Raw genomic sequence first — 21,558 nt, forward strand, 5'->3', positions numbered from 1 at the left:
ATGAACCGTTTAAATTCATACAAAAAACAATATTTTGCAAAACAAATAGTATTTCTATTTATACTATTTATAAGCTTTTTTTCAGGATATGCCCAAAATAGCATGGAAAGAAAACAGTTATTTGATTATAACTGGAAATTCTTTTTGGGCGATGACGCTGAAGCCAAAACAAGCAATTTCAATGATACAAGCTGGCGTAATCTCGATTTGCCTCACGACTGGAGTATCGAAGGGAAAATTCATCCTAAAAATACTACTGGCGCAGGTGGCGGTTATTTTCCTTCAGGAATTGGCTGGTATCGTAAAACCTTTCAGGTATCTGATGAAATGAAAGCGAAAAAAACAGCTATCTATTTTGAAGGTGTTTATATGAATTCAGAAGTTTTTATCAACGGAAAATCGCTGGGTGTTTATCCTTATGGTTATTCATCATTCAGTTATGATCTTACACCATATTTAATTTTTGGAAAAGAAAATGTTATTGCTGTACGTGTCGACAATTCACAGCAAATGAACAGCCGATGGTACAGTGGTTCAGGAATTTATCGTCATGTTTGGATGATGGTTACAGATCCTGTACATGTTACAAATTGGGGTGTTGCTATTTCAACTCCCGAGGTATCTTCAAAAAAGGCAGTTGTACTGGTAAAAACTAAGGTAAAAAATGAAACAGAATCTGCTCAGAGCATTGTTGTAAAGACAGTTCTTTCAAACAACACTTCAAAAAATATTGGAAATGGTCAGATGCAAATAGAGCTTCCGGCGCATAGTGAGAAAGAAATAACGCAAACCATACAAGTGTCAAATCCTAAGCTTTGGACACCAGAAACTCCCTTTTTATATCAGGCACAGATTCAGATCGTAAAAGATAAAAAAGTAGTTGACAACACCAAGACTAATTTTGGTATCCGTTCTATAAAATTTACTGCAGAAAACGGGTTTCAGCTTAATGGAAAAACAGTGAAAATAAACGGTGGTTGTGTGCATCATGATAATGGCTGTTTAGGAGCTGCTGCTTTTGATCGTGCCGAAGAACGTAAAGTTGAGCTGCTTAAAGCCGGTGGGTTCAATGCAGTGAGAACTTCGCACAATCCCCCTTCTGAGGCGTTTCTTGAAGCTTGCGATAGATTAGGTCTACTAGTAATGGATGAATCTTTTGATTGCTGGAAGATTGGAAAAAACAGTAACGATTATGCAAAATATTTCGAACAATGGTGGAAAAAAGATTTACAGGCAATGATTTTGAGAGATCGAAACCATCCTTCTATAGTTATGTGGAGCATCGGTAACGAAATTGTAGAGCGAGGAAAACCTGAGGCTGTTGAAACTGCTAAAATGCTTATGCAAGAAGTAAAAAAAATAGACACTACAAGGCCTGTAACTTCTGCAGTTGTAAATTTAGACAAATGGGAAAACTTAGATTCTTTGATAAACGTACACGATGTTGCCGGATATAATTACAACCTGAATACTGCTCCGGACGATCATAAAAGAGTGCCTTCACGTATTATAGTTCAAACCGAATCTTATCCTAAAGATGCTTTTAACAATTGGAAACTCGTTCAGGAAAATAACTATGTAATAGGTGATTTTGTTTGGACAGCTATGGATTATTTGGGAGAATCGGGAATTGGACGTTGGTATTATTCGGGAGAAGTACCTGGTCAGCACTGGGAAAATGATTTCTTTCCCTATCATGGTGCTTACTGCGGTGATATAGATCTGCTTGGTTGGAGAAAACCCATTTCTCATTACCGTAGTATGTTGTACAATAATAACGAAAAACTCTATATGGCGGTTCGTGAACCAGCTCCGGAACCTTTGGAAATAAAAGAAACATGGTGGTCAGTATGGCCAACGTGGGAAAGCTGGACATGGCCTGTCTTTGAAGGAAAAACGGTTCAGGTTGAGGTATATTCTAAATATCCTAAAGTAAGATTATACCTGAACGACAAACTGGTTGGTGAACAAAAAACTAGTAAAGAAGAGCAATTTAAGGCTACTTTTTCAATTCCATATTCTCCCGGTTTGCTTAAAGCTGTTGGAGTAGAAAATGATAAAGAAGTAGCATCAACTATTTTACAAACTGCCGGCGATGCTGCAAAAATAAAACTTACAGCAGATCGAAATGAAATATTGGCCAACGGTCAGGACTTATCGTATATAACTATCGAAATAACAGATAAGGATGGAATATTCCAACCGAATGCTGCCAATCGTCTGGATTTTAAAATTGAAGGACCAGGAGTTATTGCAGGAGTTGATAATGCTGATATAAAAGACACTGAGCAATATGTAGGTAGTACTCGTAAAGCATGGCACGGACGAGCTTTGGTTGTAATAAAGAGCAATCATGAGGCAGGTGAAATTAAATTATCGGTAATCCCTAACGGATTAGAAGCAAAAAGTATAGTTATTAAATCAAAGCACAATAATTAATATATGAAAGCATCAATGAAACATAGTATTTCTGTACTATTTGTTATTTTAAGTTCATTAAGTATAAATGCACAGGAAATAATTTCGCCTAACGGAAAAATAAAAGTTGTTTTGAATTTGTCTGAAAAGAATACGGAACATAATCTTTTTTTTAAGGCATTGTATAAAATTGAAAACAAGTTTGTAGAAGTATTACCGGATTCTAAATTAGGTATTAATCGTGTTGATGAACAATTTGCAGATAACCTGCGTTTGATTTCAACGTCAAAACCAGTTTCAATACACGATAAATATGAAATGGTTTGCGGTAAACGTCAGCAGTGCGAGAATTCAGGCACCGAAAAAACATTCAGTTTTCAAAATTCCAATCATCAGCCATTAGATATTATTTTCAGGGTTTATAATGATGGTATTGCCTTTCGCTATGTTTTCCCAAATCAATCAGACTCAAAAGTTAATGTCATAGGTGAAGCTACAACGTATGTTTTGCCTGAGAACACATCCCGTTGGATGCAGCCTTTCAATCTTGCTTATGAAGGTTTTTATCCCTTGAGCAAAACGGGTTTGAACATTGATAAATACCAGGAATGGGGTTTTCCGGCTTTATATAAAGTGAATAATCAACCCGTTTGGGCATTAATTTCTGAGGCAGATATAACAGAAAATAATTGCGGAGCAAAGCTGAGTAATTTAAAAAATACGAACCAATATCAGGTTACTTACCCTAATGGCCGTGATAATTTTAAGCAGGATGGAGTTAAGACTACATTACCTTGGAATTCTCAGTGGCATACCCTTATCATTGGTAAATTATCAGATATAGTCGAATCAACTTTGATTACAGATGTTAGCCAACCAAGCCAATTAAAAGATACTGATTGGATTAAACCAGGTGCAGTTTCATGGATTTATTGGGCAAACAATCATGGCTCTAAGGATTATCAAAAAGTAGCGGAGTACGTTGATTTAGCTGTTGAAATGAATTGGCCTTATGTATTGATCGACTGGGAATGGGATGTAATGACCAATGGAGGAGATATAAATACTGCAGTGAATTATGCAAAAAGCAAAGGAATAAAACCATTGATGTGGTATAATTCCGGCTCAATCTGGCTCGACCCAACACCAAATGACCGTTTACTTACAGCAGAAAAACGTGCCAAAGAATTTTCGTGGCTCAACAAAATTGGAGTCTATGGAATCAAAGTCGATTTTTTTGCCGGTGACCACCAGGATATGATGAAGTATTACATTGATATTTTGAAAGATGCTGCAAAATATCATTTAATGGTAAACTTTCATGGAGCGACAATTCCTCGTGGGTGGGCGCGAACGTATCCTAATTTAATGACAACAGAAGCGGTTTATGGTGCAGAATGGTACAATAATGATCAGGTATTGACTAATAAAGCAGCAGTTCATAATACTACGCTTCCTTTTACACGAAATGCAATTGGTTCAATGGATTACACGCCTGTTACTTTTTCAAATTCGCAGCATCCACATATAACATCTTATGCTCATGAGCTGGCTTTGTCAGTTGTATTTGAATCAGGATTACAGCATTTTGCAGACAGGCCATCTGCATATAAAGCTTTACCACCAGAACCAAAAAACTTTTTGAAAGAGATTCCAACTGCATGGGATGATACAAAGTTAATTGATGGTGATCCGGGCGAAAAAATAGTAATTGCCCGTAAGAAAGGAAATCAATGGTATATAGGCGGACTCAACGGAAAAGGGGAACCTCAGACTTTAATCATAAAATTTGATTTTCTGGACAAAGGAAACTATGATTTGCATTTGATTAAAGACGGGAAGGACGACAAATCTTTTTCTTCAGAAACGATAAAAATCAAAAAAGGAAGTACAGTAAACGTGGAGTGTCTTCCTGGAGGAGGATTTGTTGGTGTGATAAAATAATTCAATAATACGTTTTTTTGATTTCCAAAACTTTGCATGTAATAGACGATAATATTAATAGAAAGGACCAAAAGAAATGCGTAAAAGAACAGAGAAAATAGTATTGAAAATGGAGAAACTGGCTATTGTGATTATTCTTTTTTTTGGGAATTATTTACAGGCTCAATCTGCTATGGTAAATGATGAGCCCCGAAACTTATTAAGTTTAAATGGCGACTGGCAGGTTATTACTGACCCGACAAACATAGGCGATTGGAAACAAATCTGGTTAGAGAGAAAACCACAAAAGAAGACTGACTTTATCGAATATTCCTTCGATGGCGGACCAGTTTTAAAAGTTCCGGGTGATTTTAACTCACAGTTATGTGAACTAACTTATTTTGAGGGAGTTGTTTGGTACAAGAAACTATTCGATTACAAACTCAATAAAGAAAAAAGACTATTTCTTCATTTTGGGGCAGTAAATTATTTAGCCACTGTATATCTTAATGGAGAAAAAATAGGCATTCACGAGGGAGGATTTACACCGTTTGAGTTTGAAATAACAAGCAAGGTAAAAAAAGGAAAGAATTCTCTAATCGTAAAAGTAGATAACAAGCGACTGGAGAGCGGTTTGCCTGGTACGGGCTATGATTGGTTCAATTATGGCGGTATAACACGTGATGTTAATTTGATTGAAACGAATAAAACATTTATCGAAGATTATTCTATTCAGTTAAAAAAAGGAAGTCTGAAAAAAGTTTCGGGATGGATACAGCTAAATGGAACAGCTAAAAAGCAAAAGGTTACGATAAAGATTCCGGAGATTAACAAATCTTATAAAATGGAATCAAATGATATGGGATATGTCAATGTTGAGTTTGATTCAAATTTTAAGCTTTGGTCTCCTGAAAATCCTAAGCTTTATAACGTAATAATTGAAAGTGAAACAGATACTGTAAAAGATACTATTGGGTTTAGATGTATTGAAGTACGAGGGAATAAAGTGCTGCTTAATAAAAAAGAAATCTTTTTTAAAGGAGTAAATATCCATGAAGAAAATCCATATAAAGGAACTCGGGCCCATTCCAAACAGGATGCCTTAGTATTGTTGAATGCAGCAAAAGAATTAGGCTGTAACCTTGTTCGTCTTGCCCATTATCCACACAATGAGAACATAATTAAGGAAGCTGAAAAAATGGGCTTAATGGTGTGGAGTGAACTTCCTATTTATCAACATATTCAATTTTCGGACAGTCTTGTTCAGATAAAGATGGAGACTATGCTGAAAGAAATGATTCACAGAGACAAAAATCATTGTGGCGTTATAATATGGAGTCTTTCAAATGAGACATATCCGGGAACACCGAATCGAAATAATGCTCTTAGTGCGTTAACTCAAAAATGTAAGGCATTAGATTCAACCCGTTTGATTACCCATGTAGTCAATACACAATCATACAAGGATAACTCCTTTAAGGTGTGGGATACGCTTTATGAATATTCTGATCTGATTTGCATTAACGAGTATATTGGATGGTATGATCCGTGGCAAGGTAAACCATCGGAGGTAAAATGGGACTTTGCTTATCCTGATAAACCGGTATTTATTTCAGAGTTTGGAGGAGAAGCAGTCTATGGAAATAATACTGAACCAAGTGATCAGGCTGCTTATTGGACAGAAGAGTATCAGGAACAAATTTATAAGGATCAAATAGAATTATTTAAAACTATACCAAATCTATGCGGAATCTCTCCCTGGTTGTTATTTGATTACAAATCATTGGGGAGGATGAACCAGGTTTATCAAAAAGGGTATAACAGAAAAGGATTGTTATCTGAAAAAGGAGAAAAAAAGAAAGCCTGGTATATTATTGAACAATATTATAAAAGAAAATGAAAGATATAAATATAAAACAACCTCTTTTGACCTTCGTCTGTTTGATAATGATCAGCTTTAATTTTTTTGGTCAAAGCACACAAATCAATCTTTGGAACGGAAAAATTCCCGGAGCAATTCCTAATAGCGATTATAAACAGACAGTAGATTCAAAAGATAACTGGACAAAGATGAGGTTTGTTACAAACCCTGTACTTGATATGTATCCTGCTCCCAAAGAAAAAGCAACTGGAGCAGCAGTAATAATATGCCCGGGAGGTGCTTATTTGGGGCTGGCAATTGCTCACGAAGGAGAGGATGTAGCCAAATGGCTCAACAATCTTGGAGTGACGGCTTTTGTATTAAAATACAGATTGCCGAGTGATGCTATTATGGTCGATAAATCTATTGGACCATTACAAGATGGGCAGGAAGCCATTCGTCTGGTTAGGCGTCATGCAAAGGAATGGGAAATCGATCCTGCCAAAATAGGAATAATGGGTTTTTCTGCCGGAGGACATCTTGCGGCTACAATATCGACCCATTTTAATGAAAAAGTCTATGAAACATCAGACCCGACTAGTGCTCGTCCTGATTTTTCACTATTGATTTATCCGGTAATATCAATGGAAGAAAGCATTACAAACAAAGGATCACAAGTCAATTTACTGGGGGATAATCCATCCTTAGAAAAGATAAAACATTTTTCAAATGAGCTACAGGTAAATAAAGAAACTCCCCCGGCATTCCTGGTTCATTCTATAGATGACAAAGCAGTTCCGGTGCAAAACAGTATTGACTATGCACTAGCTATGGAAAAGTACAATGTTCCCTGTGAACTTCATATTTATCAATCAGGAGGACATGGTTATGGACTTGGAAAATCAAAAAACACAGAATCTTCATGGCCGGAAGCTTGTCGCAAATGGCTTGAGGCAAGGGGATATATTGGAGAGAAGGAAGCACCCAAAGTAGGTTTTGGTGAATCAGTTAAACTAGGTCCTGATGACAAGCCTGCATTTGGTGATCCGCCAGTTGGTTTTAGAGATAAGCGCGACAATATAGCACATGGTACTATTACAACTGTTCAATATGACTCGAAAACACTTGGAACACATCGTGAACTGATGGTTTATACGCCTCCTGGTTATTCCTCTGATAAAAAGTACCCAGTGCTGTATTTACTACACGGACTTAACTCGGGGAATGGTCAATGGCCGTATTGGGTTCATGCTGATTACATAATTGATAATCTGTTGGCCAATGGAAAAATCAAACCAATGATTGTAGTTTTTCCTAATTGTAATACAAATGTGACTGTAGAAAAGCCTAAAAGTGATGAACAGGAAGAACGAAAAGGAGGATATAAAGGATATGGAAAACCTTTCGAGGACGATTTACTTCTTGATATCATTCCCTTCGTAGAATCTCACTATTCAGTTTATACAGACCGAAAACATCGTACACTCGCAGGATTGTCGATGGGCGGTGGTCAATCCCTGAATATAGGACTTTCTCATATTGATACTTTCGCTTATGTTGGTGGATTTTCTTCGGCTCCAAATACCAATGAATTTGGAGGGCTTTCTGATACTAAGCTTTTACCTGATTTGATGGCCGCCAAAAAGAAACTTAAAGTGTTATGGCTTGCCTGTGGCAGTAAAGATGGTTTGTTTAGTGTCAGCCAGCGCGTGCACCAATACCTTAAAGAACAAGGCGTGCCACATATATGGAATGTAGATAATAATGCTCACGATGATACGGAATGGGCCAATAATCTGTATTTCTTTGCTCAGCATATTTTTAAATAGAGAATAGAGAATAGAGAATAGAGAATAGAGAATGGAGAATGGAGAATGGAGAATGGAGAATGGAGAAAAAAAATAAATAAATAGAATGGTAACAAAAGATTCTTCCAGAAGAGATTTTATTAAACTTATCTCAGTAGCTGGAATAGCTGTAACCGGATTGCCAATTGCTTGTTCAAATACGAAATCAGTAACAACAAAACCAAAAGAGAAGAACTTAGTATTCTTGTTTCAGGGCGATTCGATAACAGATGGTAACCGAGGGCGAAATGAAGACCCCAATCATATTTTGGGACACGGTTATTGTTTCTCTGTTTCAAGTAGAATTGGCGCTGATTTTCCACAATATGGCTTTAAGTTTATTAATCGGGGTATAAGTGGCAACACCGTGAGTGATCTTGAAAAAAGGTGGCAGACAGACACCTTAGATTTGAAACCAGACGTTTTAAGTTTATTAATTGGTATAAATGATGTGAACGCTTTAATAGAAGGAAAACAAGACGCGTTGGATGCAAAAATGTTCGAAAGTACCTACCGTAAATTGTTAGATTTGGTTGTGCAGCAAAATCCAAATATTTTGATAATATTAGGTTTACCGTTCTTTTTTGCTTCGGGCTGGCGCAAAGATCAATATGCAAAGTGGCATCCCTTGACAATTGAAAGAGCTGCAATTATAAGAAGAATTGCTGCAGATTTCAATGCTGTGCTGGTTGATTATCCTAAAGTTTTTGAAGACGCGAGGCAACATGCTCCAATTGATTATTGGGTTTGGGATGGTGTGCATCCAACAGTATTTGGTCATGAACTGATGGCTCGTGAATGGATCAGACAAGTTAGTCATCGTTTGACTTTTTTAAAGCAATATAACAATAAGTAAAAATTATGAAAAAATATTTAATGGCATTAATGTTAATAATGATCTCCGGAATTACCGTGAAATCACAAAATGCCAATTCGTATTTTCCCGATAAAAATCTGGTAACAACGGGAATTTATTATTATCCTGAACAGTGGAACGAAAACCAGTGGGAACGAGATATAAAGAAAATTGCCGATATGGGTTACGAGTTTGTTCATCTGGCGGAGTTTGCCTGGTATAAAATGGAGCCCGAAGAAGGAAAATTCGATTTTGCGTGGCTGGATAAAGTGGTTGATTTATGTGTGAAGAACAATCTCAAAGTGCTGATGTGTACACCCTCAGCAACTACTCCTACATGGATGCGTGTGAATTATCCCGAAACCTTCATTATGAACAGCCAGTACATTCGTGCCGAGAATGGTACAAGAGGATTAGGTTCGATTACTAATGCCAAATACCGCAAATTTGTAGAAAAGATTGTGATTGAAATGGCCAAACGTTACGGACAGAATAAAAACGTAATTGGATGGCAGCTTGATAATGAGCCTCCGGCAATTTCTGATTACAGTCCTTCTTCTCAGGAAGCTTTCAGGCAATGGCTGAAAAATAAATATAAAACCATTGATACTTTGAATATGGAATGGGGAACAGCCTTTTGGAGCCAATGGTTTACGAGTTTCGATCAGGTGATCATTCCTAACCCCGATTTGGTAGGCTGGTGGGGTAACAATCCTCATGCATTGCTTGATTTTAAACGTTATCTGGCCGATATGCAGGCTGAGTTTCTGGATTTTCAGGCTGATATTTTGCGAAATTCTATCTCGAAGGGACAATACATTACTACAAACTATACTGCTGTTTGTACAGGATCTGATCCAAGACGAACTAAGAAAATGGATTTTGCGACCTATACAGCTTATCCAAATGGAGGCAGCGATAATATTGGAGAATTAGGTTTTCGCTTAGGCAATAGTAAAGTCGTTCTTTTTGCAGCTGAGTATTATAAATCAGTTGGAGGTGTTTCAGGAGTGATGGAAATGCAGCCCGGACCCGTAAACTGGGGATCTTATAACCCACTTTTAATGCCTGGTACAGTGCGTTTGTGGTTGTATCACAGCTTTGCAGCAGGAGGTAAACTTGCTTGTTCTTACCGTTTCCGACAGGTCTTGTACAGCTCTGAGCAATACCACGCTGGTGTAATTCAGACAGACGGGGTGACGCCATCGCAAGGAGGAGAGGATTATATTCAATTTATAAAAGAAATAAAAGAGCTTAGAAAACAATACAAACCAAATGCAAAGATGCCTCAAAAACTAGCAGCCAGATCAACTGCTATTCTTTGGAATCTTGAAAATTACTGGTCTGTCGAGAGACAAAAACAAACTTTTCAATGGGATACTTGGAACTATCCGATTAAATTCCTTGAAATGACAAAATCTTTTGGGGCTCCCACTGATGTAATTTCTGAAACAGCAGATTTTTCTAAATATAAATTTCTTATCGTTCCGGCTTATGAGTTGGCTGATGCTGCATTAATAAAGAAATGGAACGATTATGCAACAAACGGAGGTCATCTGATCATTACCTGTCGTACAGCTACTAAAGATCGTGCCGGACATTTTTGGGAAGGGGAGTGTGCAGCTCCTATTTCTAATCTTATTGGTGCGCATGTCAAAGCCACTGATATGCTTTCTGGTTCTGCCAAGGGAGAAGTTTTGATGAAATCGTCTCACTATGGCTGGAACAATTGGGCAGATTTACTTGAAGCCAATAAAGACACAGAAGTACTTGCTGCTTACACTAATCAATTCTATAAAGGTAAAGCTGCGGTGGTAAAACGTAAGCTAGGAAAAGGAACTGTTACCTACATAGGTGTAGATACGGATGACTCAAAACTGGAGAAAGATATTTTGCAGGAGATTTATGCAAAAGCCGGTGCTGCTACCGAGGATTATCCGGAAGGAATATACGTTTACTGGCGTGATGGATTTTATATAGCTGTAAATTATTCTTCAAACGATTATACATTGACAATACCGGCAAACTCTAAAGTACTTGTAGGGGAGAAAACACTGAAACCTGCGGGCGTTTTGGTTTGGAGCGAATAATTAATTCCGGGAAAACAATTAGAGATGAAAAAATTTAGACAGGTTAATAATTAATTGATGTATGGATAAGATTTCAGTAGATTGCGCTGTTTTTTGTTATGAAGAAAATGATCTTAAAGTTCTTCTCGTAAAACAAGATAAACGAATCGGCCTTGCAGAATGGGGGCTTTTATCGGGTATAGTTAAGAATACGAATGCTACTGATGCTACTGCACATGGTCTGTTGAAAAAATTCAATATTCATTCTACTATTTTTTTTAAAGAAATTAATTGTTCAATTTTCTATAATATGTCTGAGGCACGTTTACGATATTATGCTTTAATAGATAGTGAACATTACAGAATCAATTTTGGATCTGATCTTCCAATTCAAAGATGGTTTAAGTTGAATGATGTACCGGATTTAGTACATAATCATAATGCGGCCTTAGATTTTTGTTTGGATGATTTAAACCGCTCTATGGAGAAAGAATTGTGAGATTTTAATATTATCATATACACTGGTTTTTCTGTGTTGGAAAAACCAGTGTATATAATCATTGTTTCTCAAAATGAAATGACCGTCTAAAATTCTGCCACAAAACTTTTTAATTTTATACATTTTACGTGTATTCTATCTTGTAGTCACTGCTTTTTTTTGTGGTAAAAAATGTATTTCCTCCAGTATTTAAAGATTTAGTTCTAAAGCATTATTTACATAATTACTTAAGGGTATAAGTTTTTGTGGCTATAATAATGAAGGAATCTGATTTTTAAACACCTCTTTTCTTTTCCTTTGGTTGACAATTAGGTAGCTATAATTTATATCAAATACGAAACAATCTCGTTGAAATGCAATAACTGTCGTTGAAATGTAATTGTGTAGGATTTTTTTTGTAGTTTGGTATAAGTTAAAACTTAAAAGGCTGCAGATGAAATCATTTAAAATTTTTTTAGTTGAAGACGACCCTTTTTTCGGAGAGACTTTAAAATATCATCTTAAATTAAATCCTGATTTTGAAGTGTTTTTATTTAAGAATGGGAAGGAATGTTTGGATAATCTGTTTCAGAATCCCAACATCATTTGTTTGGATTTTGGTTTACCAGATATAACCGGTGATTTGTTACTTAAAAAAATCCATCAGACAAATAATAAAATTCCAATAATTGTTATAAGTGGTCAGGAAGAAATTGAGGTTGCTGTAGATTTTTTGAAATCAGGAGCCAAAGATTACATTGTAAAAAACACTTATACCAAAGAGCTGCTTTGGAATTCGATTATTAAAATCAGGGAAAATTTAAAACTCATTGATGAGGTAGAGGAATTAAAAGAAAAGTTAAAGCAGAAATTTAGCTTTGAGAATACCATATTAGGGCAAAGTGAGGCAATAAAAGCTGTTTTAAATAAAATAAATAAATCTTTAACAACAAACATAAATATCTCTATTACCGGAGAGACTGGTACCGGTAAAGAAATGGTAGCTAAGGCTATACATTATAACTCTGATCGAAAACACAAACCATTTGTAGCCTTAAATATGGCGGCCATTCCAAAGGAATTGATTGAGAGTGAGTTTTTTGGTCATGAAAAAGGAGCTTTCACCGGAGCGAATCAAAGATTGATTGGTAAGTTTGAACAGGCTGATGGAGGTACAATTTTTCTGGACGAAATTGCTGAACTGGATTTAAATCTTCAAAGTAAATTGCTTCGGGCATTGCAAGAAAGAGAAGTTACAAGACTTGGCGGAAAAGGAGTTATTAAGTTTAATGTACGGCTCATAATTGCCACTCACAAAGATTTAAAAGAAGAGGTAAAAAAAGGAACCTTCAGAGAAGATCTTTATTATAGAATTGTAGGACTTCCAATAGAGTTACCGCCTTTAAGAGAAAGAGGTCACGATGTTTTACTCCTTGCAAAGCATTTTATTGAGCTTTTTGCAAAAGAAAACAAATTGAAAACAATTAGTATTTCAAGAGAGGCTAAAGATAAATTACTCAAATATAAATTTCCCGGAAATATAAGAGAGCTTAAATCAATTATAGAACTAGCTTGTGTAATGTGTGAGAATAATGAAATTTCTGTTGAAGATTTAACTTTTTCCAGTATAAAAGACAGTGATTTTTTCTTGTCTGAGGATAAAACTTTAAAAGAGTTTACCTCTGAAATTATATTGCATTACTTAAAAAAAAATAATGAAGATGTTATCAAAACAGCCAAGCAATTAGACATTGGAAAATCTACGATTTATAACTTAATTCAATCGAGTCAAACTAAAAAAAATGATTTAAATGAAAGTAGCTACAGTTTTATTTGAAAACAATTCTTTTGTGCGAGAATTGAATAATAATAATTTAGATTTCAACGATTTGGACTTAGTTTTGGGTTTTGGTTCAAGAGATTTATTATCAGATGAGAAGGTTTTTGATCAGTTAAAAAATAAATTTCCAGATTCACAATTGATTTTGTGTTCTTCAGCTGGTGAGGTTTATGAAAATGAAGTTTTAGATAATACTATATCTCTCACTGGGATTAAATTTTCTTCAACTCTAATTAAAACTTACGAGGTTGATATAACTGCTTTTGAAAATAGTTTTCAGGCGGGGTCTTCTCTAATTGGTAAATTTGATCAGGAGAATTTAAAATTGGTTCTAATACTCTCAGATGGTGGCAAAGTAAACGGAAGTGAGTTAGTCAATGGAATGAATGCGGTTAAAAAAGATGAAGTATTAATTGTGGGAGGGCTTGCTGGTGACGGCTCACGATTTGAAAAAACTGTTGTAGGATTGAATACAACTCCAATACAGGGAAAAATTATAGGTATTGGTTTTTATGGCGAAAAATTACTTGTATCTCACGGATCTTTAGGAGGATGGGAAAGTTTTGGATTAGAGCGAATAGTGACCAAATCTGAAAGCAATGTTTTATACGAAATTGATGGAAAGAATGTATTGGATCTCTATAAAATTTATTTAGGAAAATATGCTGAAGAATTGCCGGGCTCTGCATTACTTTTTCCCTTGTCAATCAAGATTGACGGAGTTGACGAGCCAATTGTCAGAACCATTTTATCAATAGATGAAACGAATCAAACCATGACCTTTGCAGGCGATGTGCCAAAAGGCAGTAAGGTACGTTTTATGAAAGCCAATTTTGACAGATTAATAGATGCCGCAAGTGAGGCAGCATCCTCTTGTTTAGAAGTAAATAGTTTTAATCCAAAATTAGCTCTTCTAATTAGTTGTGTTGGACGAAAATTAATCCTGGGAACCAGAATAGACGAGGAAGTGGAAGCTGTTTCTTATATTTTTGGTGATAAAACAATTCTTTCTGGTTTTTACTCCTACGGAGAGATCTCACCCTTGAAACCATTTGGCAATTGTATCCTTCACAACCAAACAATGACTATTACCTGTATTAATGAAATCGATTAGTTATGGATATTCATAAACTTTTGCAAAGACAAATTACTAAAAATGTACCTCTAAGTCTTCAGAATGATCCCTCATTTCAATCTTTTATAAAAACGGTTAATGACTCTTATTTATCCTTTGAAAGAGACAAGGATTTAATGGATCATTCATTTAAAGAGAGTGAAAAAGAATATAATGAGGTAAACGAGAATTTAAAAAAAGAATATGAATTAAAACAACATTCTATTTTAAATCTCTATGAAAGTCTTACAGAGTTAGATCAAGGTTATGGATCAATAAACGAAGAGGAAAAAAATGATCTTCTTTTTATTTCAAAATATGTAGGAGAACAAATAACTAAAAGAAAAGAAACTGAAAAAAAATTATTTGAAACCGTTCAATTCTTAAAGACATTATTAGGGAATTTACAATCGGGAATTTTAGTTGTAGACAATAACGATACTATTTTATTTGTTAATCAATATTTATGCGATATACGCAGTATCAATGCTTCTCCAGATGAAATGATTGGTAAAAAAACAAGTGAATACATAAACGAGGCCAAAGCATTGTTTAAAGATAGTTCTACTTATAAAAAGAGGATAAATGAAGTTTTATTAAAAAAAGAAATTGTACTTGGTGAAGTACTTGAAACGGTAGATAATCGTTTCTTTGAAAGAGATTATATTCCTATTTTTGTTGAAAATCAATGTATTGGACATCTTTGGAAATCCACAGATGTGACACAAAGAATTAAAAGTAAAAATCTGTTAAAACAAAGTGAAGAGCGTAATCGTATTATAATGAATTCTTCATTTAATGCTATTATTACGATTGATCTTAAAGGAAAAATAACTTTTTGGAATAACCAGGCCGAAATTATTTTTGGATGGAGAAAGGAAGAGGTTTTGGGTAAAACATTAAATGATACTATAATTCCTCAACGACATAGTAAAGGACATCAGGAAGGGCTTGAATATTATGCAGCGACGGGCATGGGTAGAGGGCCTGTTTTAAACAAGCAAATAGAGCTTCCGGCAGTAAATAATAAAGGACATGAATTTCCTGTAGAAATTTCAATTATACCCATAGAACAAAATGGAGAAGTATTTTTTTGCTCCTTTATTCAGGATATTTCAGAGCGAAAAAAAGTTGAAACTAAATTAAAGTTTCAGGAAGAAAAGTATCGCAATATTATTGCCAACATGAATTTAGGTCTTATTGAAGTGGATAAGAATGAAGTAATTCAATATGCAAATCAAAGTTTTGCCAATATATCAGGATTTGAAATTGATGAACTCATTGGCTCGAATCCTTCCAAGACGTTTGTACTTGGAAAAAATATCGAAAAGTTAAAAGCTAAGAATAAATTGCGTGAGCAGGGAATTTCTGATGTGTATCAAATGCCTGTTAAAAATAAAAGAGGGGAGTTAAGATGGTGGGCTATTGGTGGAGCACCCAATTATGATGATAAAGGTAATCTGGTTGGTTCTATTGGGATTCATCTGGATATTACAGAGCAGAAACTGATGGAGGAAGAACTGGAGAATGAGAAAATTAAAGCTCAGCAAGCTTCAAAAGCTAAAGAGATATTTTTAGCCAATATGAGTCATGAAATACGTACGCCACTTAATGGTATAATTGGTTTCTTGCGCGAATTGGAAAGACAGCAACTTACTGATTTGCAAAAAAAATATGTTGAGAATAGTACCGTAGCTTCAAAACATTTACTATCAATCATTAATAATATCCTGGACATATCTAAAATTGAAGCAGGGGAAATGTCTCTTGAAGAAGAAGATTTTATTTTTAAAGATGTAATTAATAATGTAGTTGCAGTTCTTGAGCCCCTTGCCAAGAAAAAAGGGCTAAAGCTTATCTCGCAGATTTCACAAGATATTAGTACTGCTTTAAAAGGAGATTTTTTAAGATTAGAGCAAGTTTTATTTAATCTGGTTGGTAATTCTTTGAAGTTTACAAATAAAGGAAAAATATATCTGAAATGTGAAATTATAAAAGATACGAAAACCTTTCAGAGACTGCAAATTTCTGTAGTGGATACGGGAATTGGAATGGAGCAAGGTTTTGCAGATATCATCTTTAATAAATTTTCTCAGGAGGATAAAGCGATAACCAGAAAATTTGGAGGCACAGGCTTGGGAATGGCGATTACCCGGGAATTGATTCAATTGATGAAAGGTGAGATTAAGGTTCAGAGCGAGAAAGATCTGGGTACTACAATTAGTTTTATATTAAACTTTGAAAAAGGAGATATCAATAATGTTAAAAAAATCCAACATGAGATTAATGTTGATATCTCAGGAATTACTGTTTTATTAGTAGAAGATAATATTATCAATAGAATGGTTGCAATTAATTCTCTTCATTATTTTAATTGTCAGGTAACGGAAGCCACCAACGGTTTAGAGGCGATTGAAATTTTAAAAAACAAGAAATTTGATATTATCCTGATGGATGTCCAAATGCCTGAAATGGGTGGTATTGAGGCCACTATAAAAATACGGGAAGAATTGCAACTACAAACACCTATAATTGCCCTTACAGCCAATGCTTTTAAAAGTGAAGTTGAAAAATGTAAAAATGCCGGTATGGATGATTATATTACCAAACCTTTTGAAGAGTTTGATTTGGTAGAAACCATTTCAAGATTTACCAATAAAGAATTTAGTAATATAGATAAACCTGTTGTTGAGAGCAATGAGAAACTCTACGATTTAGAAGTTTTGCAAAAAATTAGTAGAGGGAATCCAGAATTTGTATCCAAAATGATTATAATTTTTATCGATCAAATACAGGAAATACTTCCAAAGGCAGAAGCCGCAATATATTCAGGTAACTTTTTATTGGTGAATCAACTTATTCATAAGATCAAGCCAAGTATCGAAAGTATGGGAATAGCAGGTATTAAAGATGAGATTAATACTCTGGAAAAAATTACAAAAGCACAGCCTGTAAAAGAAAAAGTCGCCCATTTATTTTTTCAAATAAAACAAACCTTGCTTATAGTTGTAGACCAGTTGCAGAAAGAAATTTTAGATTGATTTTCCAAAAATTGGAAAATTTTCTGTTTTTTGGAAAATCATATTTAGATATAAAAATGTAAATTGTTTATTTGTAAGTGTTTATGTTTTTGGCTTGACTATGGATTACCTGTTATCAGATATAAATAGGATAATATGGATAATCAACCACAATTTAAATTTTTCATAGTCGATGAGGATGTTTTTAGTGCTAATATGTACAAACAATACCTCATGAACATGAGTTTTACGGATATTACCTATTATACAAATACCAAAGATTGTATTGATAATTTACATCAAAATCCGGATATCATTTTACTGTATCATAACCTGGGGGATATTAATGGATTTAAAGTGCTTAAAAAAATTAAGGAATATAATTCTGGTATATACGTGATTATAATCTCCGGAGAAGAAAATACTAAAACTACAGTTGACGCTTTAAGGTTTGGCGCTTTTGATTATGTAATAAAAGGAAATGATATTTACGAAAAAATGAATTTAATTATAAAAAAAATCATTACTGTTAAAGAGCAATTAAAGGCAATTTATCCGGGATTTATTAAACGTTTACTCTCGATTTTTTAATACGACTTAAAGTGTCATTTTTTCAAACTATTAATCCATTAATCATAATGCAGCCTTAGATTTTGTTTGGATGATTTAAACCGTTTTATAGACAAAGAATTGTGAGGTTATATTGATTCGATAATTAAGGATTTATACATTTTTAATTATTGGACTATTTTTTTAAAATCTGGTTCATTATTTTTACAAACTCAACACAGGAAAAAGAATTAACCAAATGAAAGTAGTCCCACAATTATTATATAAACATAAAAATGTTCGAAAAATAATGGTTGACGGACTATCATGTATTGTTCATAAAACAGTTGATACAATAGATGTTAATACAGATCATTTTCTCGCTTCTCATGTTTTGTCCGTTGTACTTAAAGGTGAACTAAAGCTGGAAACATACTATGAAGGAAACAGGTATTTTGTAGCAAAAAATCAATTAGTATTTATTCCAAAAGGAAGGTATATGATTTCAGATATTATACCGAAAAATGGTGAATTTGAAGCTGTATTTTTTTTCTTTGAAGCAGAGCTCTTAAATGAATTTTTACTAATTATAAAAAAGCAAACAGAGTTGGTAGTAACGCAAGATCTTAATTTAGTACTTAAGTATACAGATAAAATTAGGGTATTTACTGATAGCATTCTGAATTTATATACGGAAACAGTCAGTAAAGAGGTTACTAAAATTAAACTTTTAGAACTGCTTTATCTTATATACAACTCTGAACAGGAAAAAGAATTTTTACAAATACTTTATTCATTAAATAATAGGAAGAAAAGAAATATTGAGGGATTAATGCTGGAAAATTTTGATAAATCATTATCGATAGAAGATTATGCATACTTAACAGGCAGAAGCGTTTCCTCTTTCAAAAGAGATTTTCAACGTCAGTTTAATACATCTCCAGGGAAATGGCTCATAAAAAAAAGGCTTGAAAAAGCAGAACATCTTTTATCTTCTACTGATCAGCCAATTCAGCAGATTTCTTTTGAAGTTGGCTACGAAAATGTATCTCATTTTGTTAGTATTTTTGGCAGACATTATGGTTTGACCCCAAAACAATTTCTTATTAAACACAGAATAAGTAAAACAATTTAACTTTTGAACTAAAAACGATAGAATTGACTTTAACTAATATTTTGCTTTTTTAGGAGCAATTATTTTTGCTTAAATTTTAAAATATAAAAAATGAGCAAGGAAAAAGAAAGTGTTAAATCGGAAGGAAATGTTAATCTGGATGGTTCAATCGTTTGGCGAAAATTAATTGGTTTTGGCGGTACCGAAAAATTTGTACCCGAACTCATTGAAAAAGTCATAGTAGAAGGTAATGGTATTGGTTCAATACGAAAAGTTTATATTAAAGGTGGGGGCGAAATAATTGAAAAGCTGACATTAGTTAATTTTGATAAAATGGAAATGAGATTTAGTATTATTTCTACACCAATGCCCATTGAAAATTATGAAGGAATCTTAATAGTAACCAACATAGATAGCGGTAAATGTTCTGTTTTATTTGAATCCGTATATGAAGTGTTTTCAGAACAAAAAGTTGAAATGAATAGTGTTATTAAAAATTTTCAAACCGTTTTTCTATCAAATTTAGATAAATAAAATATCTTACTAACTTCAATTATACACCGTCCCGTACAATTTGTTTCAATTACGTCCGCAATGCGGACGTAATTTAAAATGTCTCTTTTGTTGTCAATTGCTGTCTTAAATAAATTGGATTAAATGTTTTTTATCACTTCGTAAAGTTGCATCATGATGCTCTTGTTTTTGTTTATGTTGTATGAAAATTTTCAGTACACCATCATAAATGAGTAGTATATTATTTAGTCAATTGATATCCAATTACTGTTTTATCTAAAGTTGGTACTATCAATAAGTTTTCGTTTACAATATACTCAATGTCGGCAGTAATGATTTTTTCTTTACCCAAATCAATAATTAGTGTTTTACTCCCGTTTGAATCGATATGAAACAGTTGTCCTTGCCAGGCCCCGGACACTATATATCCGTTTTCACCATCACTAACAATACCATCTAAATTATCAATCCCATTAAAAATTTCTTGAGACTTTTTAGTCAATTTGTTTATAGCAAAAGCAGTTTGATTTTTCATATTCAGCACTAAGACATCATTTTTTGTGCACAATAATCCATTTGGTTTAGAAAGAAAATCAGATTCAAGCCATACTTTTATTTTTTCATTTGATATTTTGTAAATCTTATTATCAAAACAGTCAGAAACGTAAATATCTCCGTTTGTATCGGATGCTATATCATTAAAGAATTTGGCAGAATCAACTTTATATATTTTTTCTATTTTAGCCGTATTGGTATTAATCTGAATCACTCTGTTAATGTCTGCGACGTATAATTTGTTTTTATATAAACCCATACCTTGTGGATTATCTAAGCCGTCGATCCATTTCAACATCTCTATTTCTCCATTTGTTTTAATTCTTGAAATAAATCCATTTCCATCTTTGGCAAGGTATTCACCATTTATATTAGAGATATAAATAATCTTTTTTGAAGAATCATAAAGTGCCGATTCCGGTTTAAAAAACAGGGAATCAGATTCCCATACTTTTGTGATTTTTTGGCTAAAAACGATAACAGGAATTAATCCAACAAATAACAAGAGACTTATTTTTTTCATTATTCAATATTTAAATGGTTACACTATATTTTGTGATTACCGTTTGTTGTAGAAATTAAATCTTGCTCCTTTGATGCGAGGGTCTTAATTAAATAATTAATTCCCCATTCTAAAATCCGTAACACTTTTTTGATCCAGACTAATTTCTTCAAAAATACTTTGGGTTCCTTTATCTACAGGACATTGTGTACTAATTCCCATCCAGATGGTTGTAGGATAGTTGTTTTTATACAAACGAACCATCTGCCAGTTTTTTTTATCCAAAGAATAGTAACTCGCTACAGTACGGGTATCAGATGATATTTTCATATATATCGTTGGACTTTTGACAACATCATGATTGTTATCATCAGAAGTACCAATTGTACGAACAGTTACAACACGATGATTGCCACGCTCATCTTGCTCAAAACAGAATTTCTGATAGAAATTATCATTGACATAAATATATAAAACACCGGCATTGTATAATCCTTTCTCTGTGAATTCAGGCGTTACTTTAGAGATTAAAGTAAAAGGTTTTGTATTATCGACTTTCGACAGCAGAATAGGAGCATTATTATTGGATAATTCCCCATTGGGATCAGAAAAATAATCTTTCTTTTCGCCAGCACGAAATACTACTTTACCATTAGAATCTACTTTTGCAAGCGTATCAGCACCATTAACTGATTTAGTAAAATGAATATTAAGAAGTTTAATATCACAAGGACTGCCATTTACAAAAGCAGAGTTTGTTTTTGTATTGTTTTTTGAAGTTACAGCAGCTGCTTCTTTTTGATTATTGTTCCCGCAACTTGTTAACAAAGTTAATCCCGATAAAATGTACAAACCATAAATTTTTGATTTCATAAAATGTTTTTTTAATAGAAAAATTA

The 21,558-nt window shown here is 33.9% G+C and carries 15 protein-coding genes; 13 read left to right on the forward strand and 2 right to left on the reverse strand.

Going from position 1 to position 21,558, the window contains the following annotated elements; genetic code table 11:
* Positions 1 to 102: 102 nt before the first annotated feature.
* From CHB81_RS02995 to CHB81_RS03060, 13 genes are all read left to right on the forward strand, one after another.
* The gene (locus CHB81_RS02995; protein WP_254920943.1) at positions 103 to 2,439 is read left to right on the forward strand and encodes a glycoside hydrolase family 2 TIM barrel-domain containing protein; all 2,337 of its coding nucleotides are present in this window, start codon (positions 103 to 105) and stop codon (positions 2,437 to 2,439) included.
* Between the two features lie 3 nt (positions 2,440 to 2,442).
* Positions 2,443 to 4,362 (forward strand): glycoside hydrolase family 97 protein, encoded by a 1,920-nt coding sequence (locus CHB81_RS03000; RefSeq protein ID WP_176427478.1) that lies wholly within the window; start codon positions 2,443 to 2,445, stop codon positions 4,360 to 4,362.
* A gap of 76 nt (positions 4,363 to 4,438) precedes the next feature.
* Entirely contained in the window at positions 4,439 to 6,241 is a 1,803-nt protein-coding gene (locus CHB81_RS03005) for a glycoside hydrolase family 2 protein (protein WP_254920944.1), read from the forward strand.
* A 26-nt stretch (positions 6,242 to 6,267) separates the two neighbouring features.
* A complete protein-coding gene (locus CHB81_RS27040; protein ID WP_217899708.1) occupies positions 6,268 to 8,031 on the forward strand; it encodes an alpha/beta hydrolase-fold protein in 1,764 nt (587 codons plus the stop codon).
* 85 nt (positions 8,032 to 8,116) lie between these two features.
* Positions 8,117 to 8,905, forward strand: coding sequence for a GDSL-type esterase/lipase family protein (locus CHB81_RS03020; RefSeq protein ID WP_089350411.1), 789 nt, complete (start codon positions 8,117 to 8,119; stop codon positions 8,903 to 8,905).
* Between the two features lie 5 nt (positions 8,906 to 8,910).
* Positions 8,911 to 10,995, forward strand: coding sequence for a beta-galactosidase (locus CHB81_RS03025; protein WP_089350412.1), 2,085 nt, complete (start codon positions 8,911 to 8,913; stop codon positions 10,993 to 10,995).
* 61 nt (positions 10,996 to 11,056) lie between these two features.
* The gene (locus tag CHB81_RS03030; RefSeq protein ID WP_089350413.1) at positions 11,057 to 11,473 is read left to right on the forward strand and encodes a hypothetical protein; all 417 of its coding nucleotides are present in this window, start codon (positions 11,057 to 11,059) and stop codon (positions 11,471 to 11,473) included.
* 433 nt (positions 11,474 to 11,906) lie between these two features.
* The gene (locus CHB81_RS03035) at positions 11,907 to 13,289 is read left to right on the forward strand and encodes a sigma-54 dependent transcriptional regulator (protein ID WP_089350414.1); all 1,383 of its coding nucleotides are present in this window, start codon (positions 11,907 to 11,909) and stop codon (positions 13,287 to 13,289) included.
* On the forward strand, positions 13,264 to 14,406 hold the full coding sequence (locus CHB81_RS03040; protein WP_089350415.1) for an FIST signal transduction protein: 1,143 nt from the start codon (positions 13,264 to 13,266) through the stop codon (positions 14,404 to 14,406). The genes CHB81_RS03035 and CHB81_RS03040 overlap by 26 nt, the downstream gene beginning before the upstream one ends.
* Before the next feature lie 2 nt (positions 14,407 to 14,408).
* Entirely contained in the window at positions 14,409 to 17,447 is a 3,039-nt protein-coding gene (locus tag CHB81_RS03045; protein ID WP_089350416.1) for a PAS domain S-box protein, read from the forward strand.
* A gap of 135 nt (positions 17,448 to 17,582) precedes the next feature.
* Positions 17,583 to 18,017 (forward strand): response regulator, encoded by a 435-nt coding sequence (locus CHB81_RS03050; protein ID WP_089350417.1) that lies wholly within the window; start codon positions 17,583 to 17,585, stop codon positions 18,015 to 18,017.
* A 217-nt stretch (positions 18,018 to 18,234) separates the two neighbouring features.
* Positions 18,235 to 19,110, forward strand: coding sequence for an AraC family transcriptional regulator (locus CHB81_RS03055; RefSeq protein WP_089350418.1), 876 nt, complete (start codon positions 18,235 to 18,237; stop codon positions 19,108 to 19,110).
* Positions 19,111 to 19,200: 90 nt separating this feature from the next.
* The gene (locus CHB81_RS03060) at positions 19,201 to 19,623 is read left to right on the forward strand and encodes an SRPBCC family protein (RefSeq protein WP_089350419.1); all 423 of its coding nucleotides are present in this window, start codon (positions 19,201 to 19,203) and stop codon (positions 19,621 to 19,623) included.
* Between the two features lie 220 nt (positions 19,624 to 19,843).
* On the opposite strand, the gene CHB81_RS03065 is transcribed toward CHB81_RS03060, so the two are convergent.
* Positions 19,844 to 20,680 carry a hypothetical protein gene (locus CHB81_RS03065; protein ID WP_089350420.1) on the reverse strand — a complete coding sequence of 279 codons (837 nt, stop codon included), beginning with the start codon at positions 20,678 to 20,680 and terminating at the stop codon, positions 19,844 to 19,846.
* A gap of 96 nt (positions 20,681 to 20,776) precedes the next feature.
* Entirely contained in the window at positions 20,777 to 21,532 is a 756-nt protein-coding gene (locus CHB81_RS03070; protein ID WP_089350421.1) for a DUF1349 domain-containing protein, read from the reverse strand.
* Positions 21,533 to 21,558 lie beyond the last annotated feature (26 nt).

The organism is Flavobacterium sp. ov086 (assembly GCF_900187965.1).
GTDB lineage: Bacteria > Bacteroidota > Bacteroidia > Flavobacteriales > Flavobacteriaceae > Flavobacterium.

Coding starts and splice junctions, on each gene's coding strand:
- CHB81_RS02995 (WP_254920943.1), top strand. CDS start 103: ATGGAAAGAAAACAGTTATTTGATTATAACTGGAAATTCTTTTTGGGC.
- CHB81_RS03000 (WP_176427478.1), top strand. CDS start 2,443: ATGAAAGCATCAATGAAACATAGTATTTCTGTACTATTTGTTATTTTA.
- CHB81_RS03005 (WP_254920944.1), top strand. CDS start 4,439: ATGCGTAAAAGAACAGAGAAAATAGTATTGAAAATGGAGAAACTGGCT.
- CHB81_RS03020 (WP_089350411.1), top strand. CDS start 8,117: ATGGTAACAAAAGATTCTTCCAGAAGAGATTTTATTAAACTTATCTCA.
- CHB81_RS03025 (WP_089350412.1), top strand. CDS start 8,911: ATGAAAAAATATTTAATGGCATTAATGTTAATAATGATCTCCGGAATT.
- CHB81_RS03030 (WP_089350413.1), top strand. CDS start 11,057: ATGGATAAGATTTCAGTAGATTGCGCTGTTTTTTGTTATGAAGAAAAT.
- CHB81_RS03035 (WP_089350414.1), top strand. CDS start 11,907: ATGAAATCATTTAAAATTTTTTTAGTTGAAGACGACCCTTTTTTCGGA.
- CHB81_RS03040 (WP_089350415.1), top strand. CDS start 13,264: ATGAAAGTAGCTACAGTTTTATTTGAAAACAATTCTTTTGTGCGAGAA.
- CHB81_RS03045 (WP_089350416.1), top strand. CDS start 14,409: ATGGATATTCATAAACTTTTGCAAAGACAAATTACTAAAAATGTACCT.
- CHB81_RS03050 (WP_089350417.1), top strand. CDS start 17,583: ATGGATAATCAACCACAATTTAAATTTTTCATAGTCGATGAGGATGTT.
- CHB81_RS03055 (WP_089350418.1), top strand. CDS start 18,235: ATGAAAGTAGTCCCACAATTATTATATAAACATAAAAATGTTCGAAAA.
- CHB81_RS03060 (WP_089350419.1), top strand. CDS start 19,201: ATGAGCAAGGAAAAAGAAAGTGTTAAATCGGAAGGAAATGTTAATCTG.
- CHB81_RS03065 (WP_089350420.1), bottom strand. CDS start 20,680: ATGAAAAAAATAAGTCTCTTGTTATTTGTTGGATTAATTCCTGTTATC.
- CHB81_RS03070 (WP_089350421.1), bottom strand. CDS start 21,532: ATGAAATCAAAAATTTATGGTTTGTACATTTTATCGGGATTAACTTTG.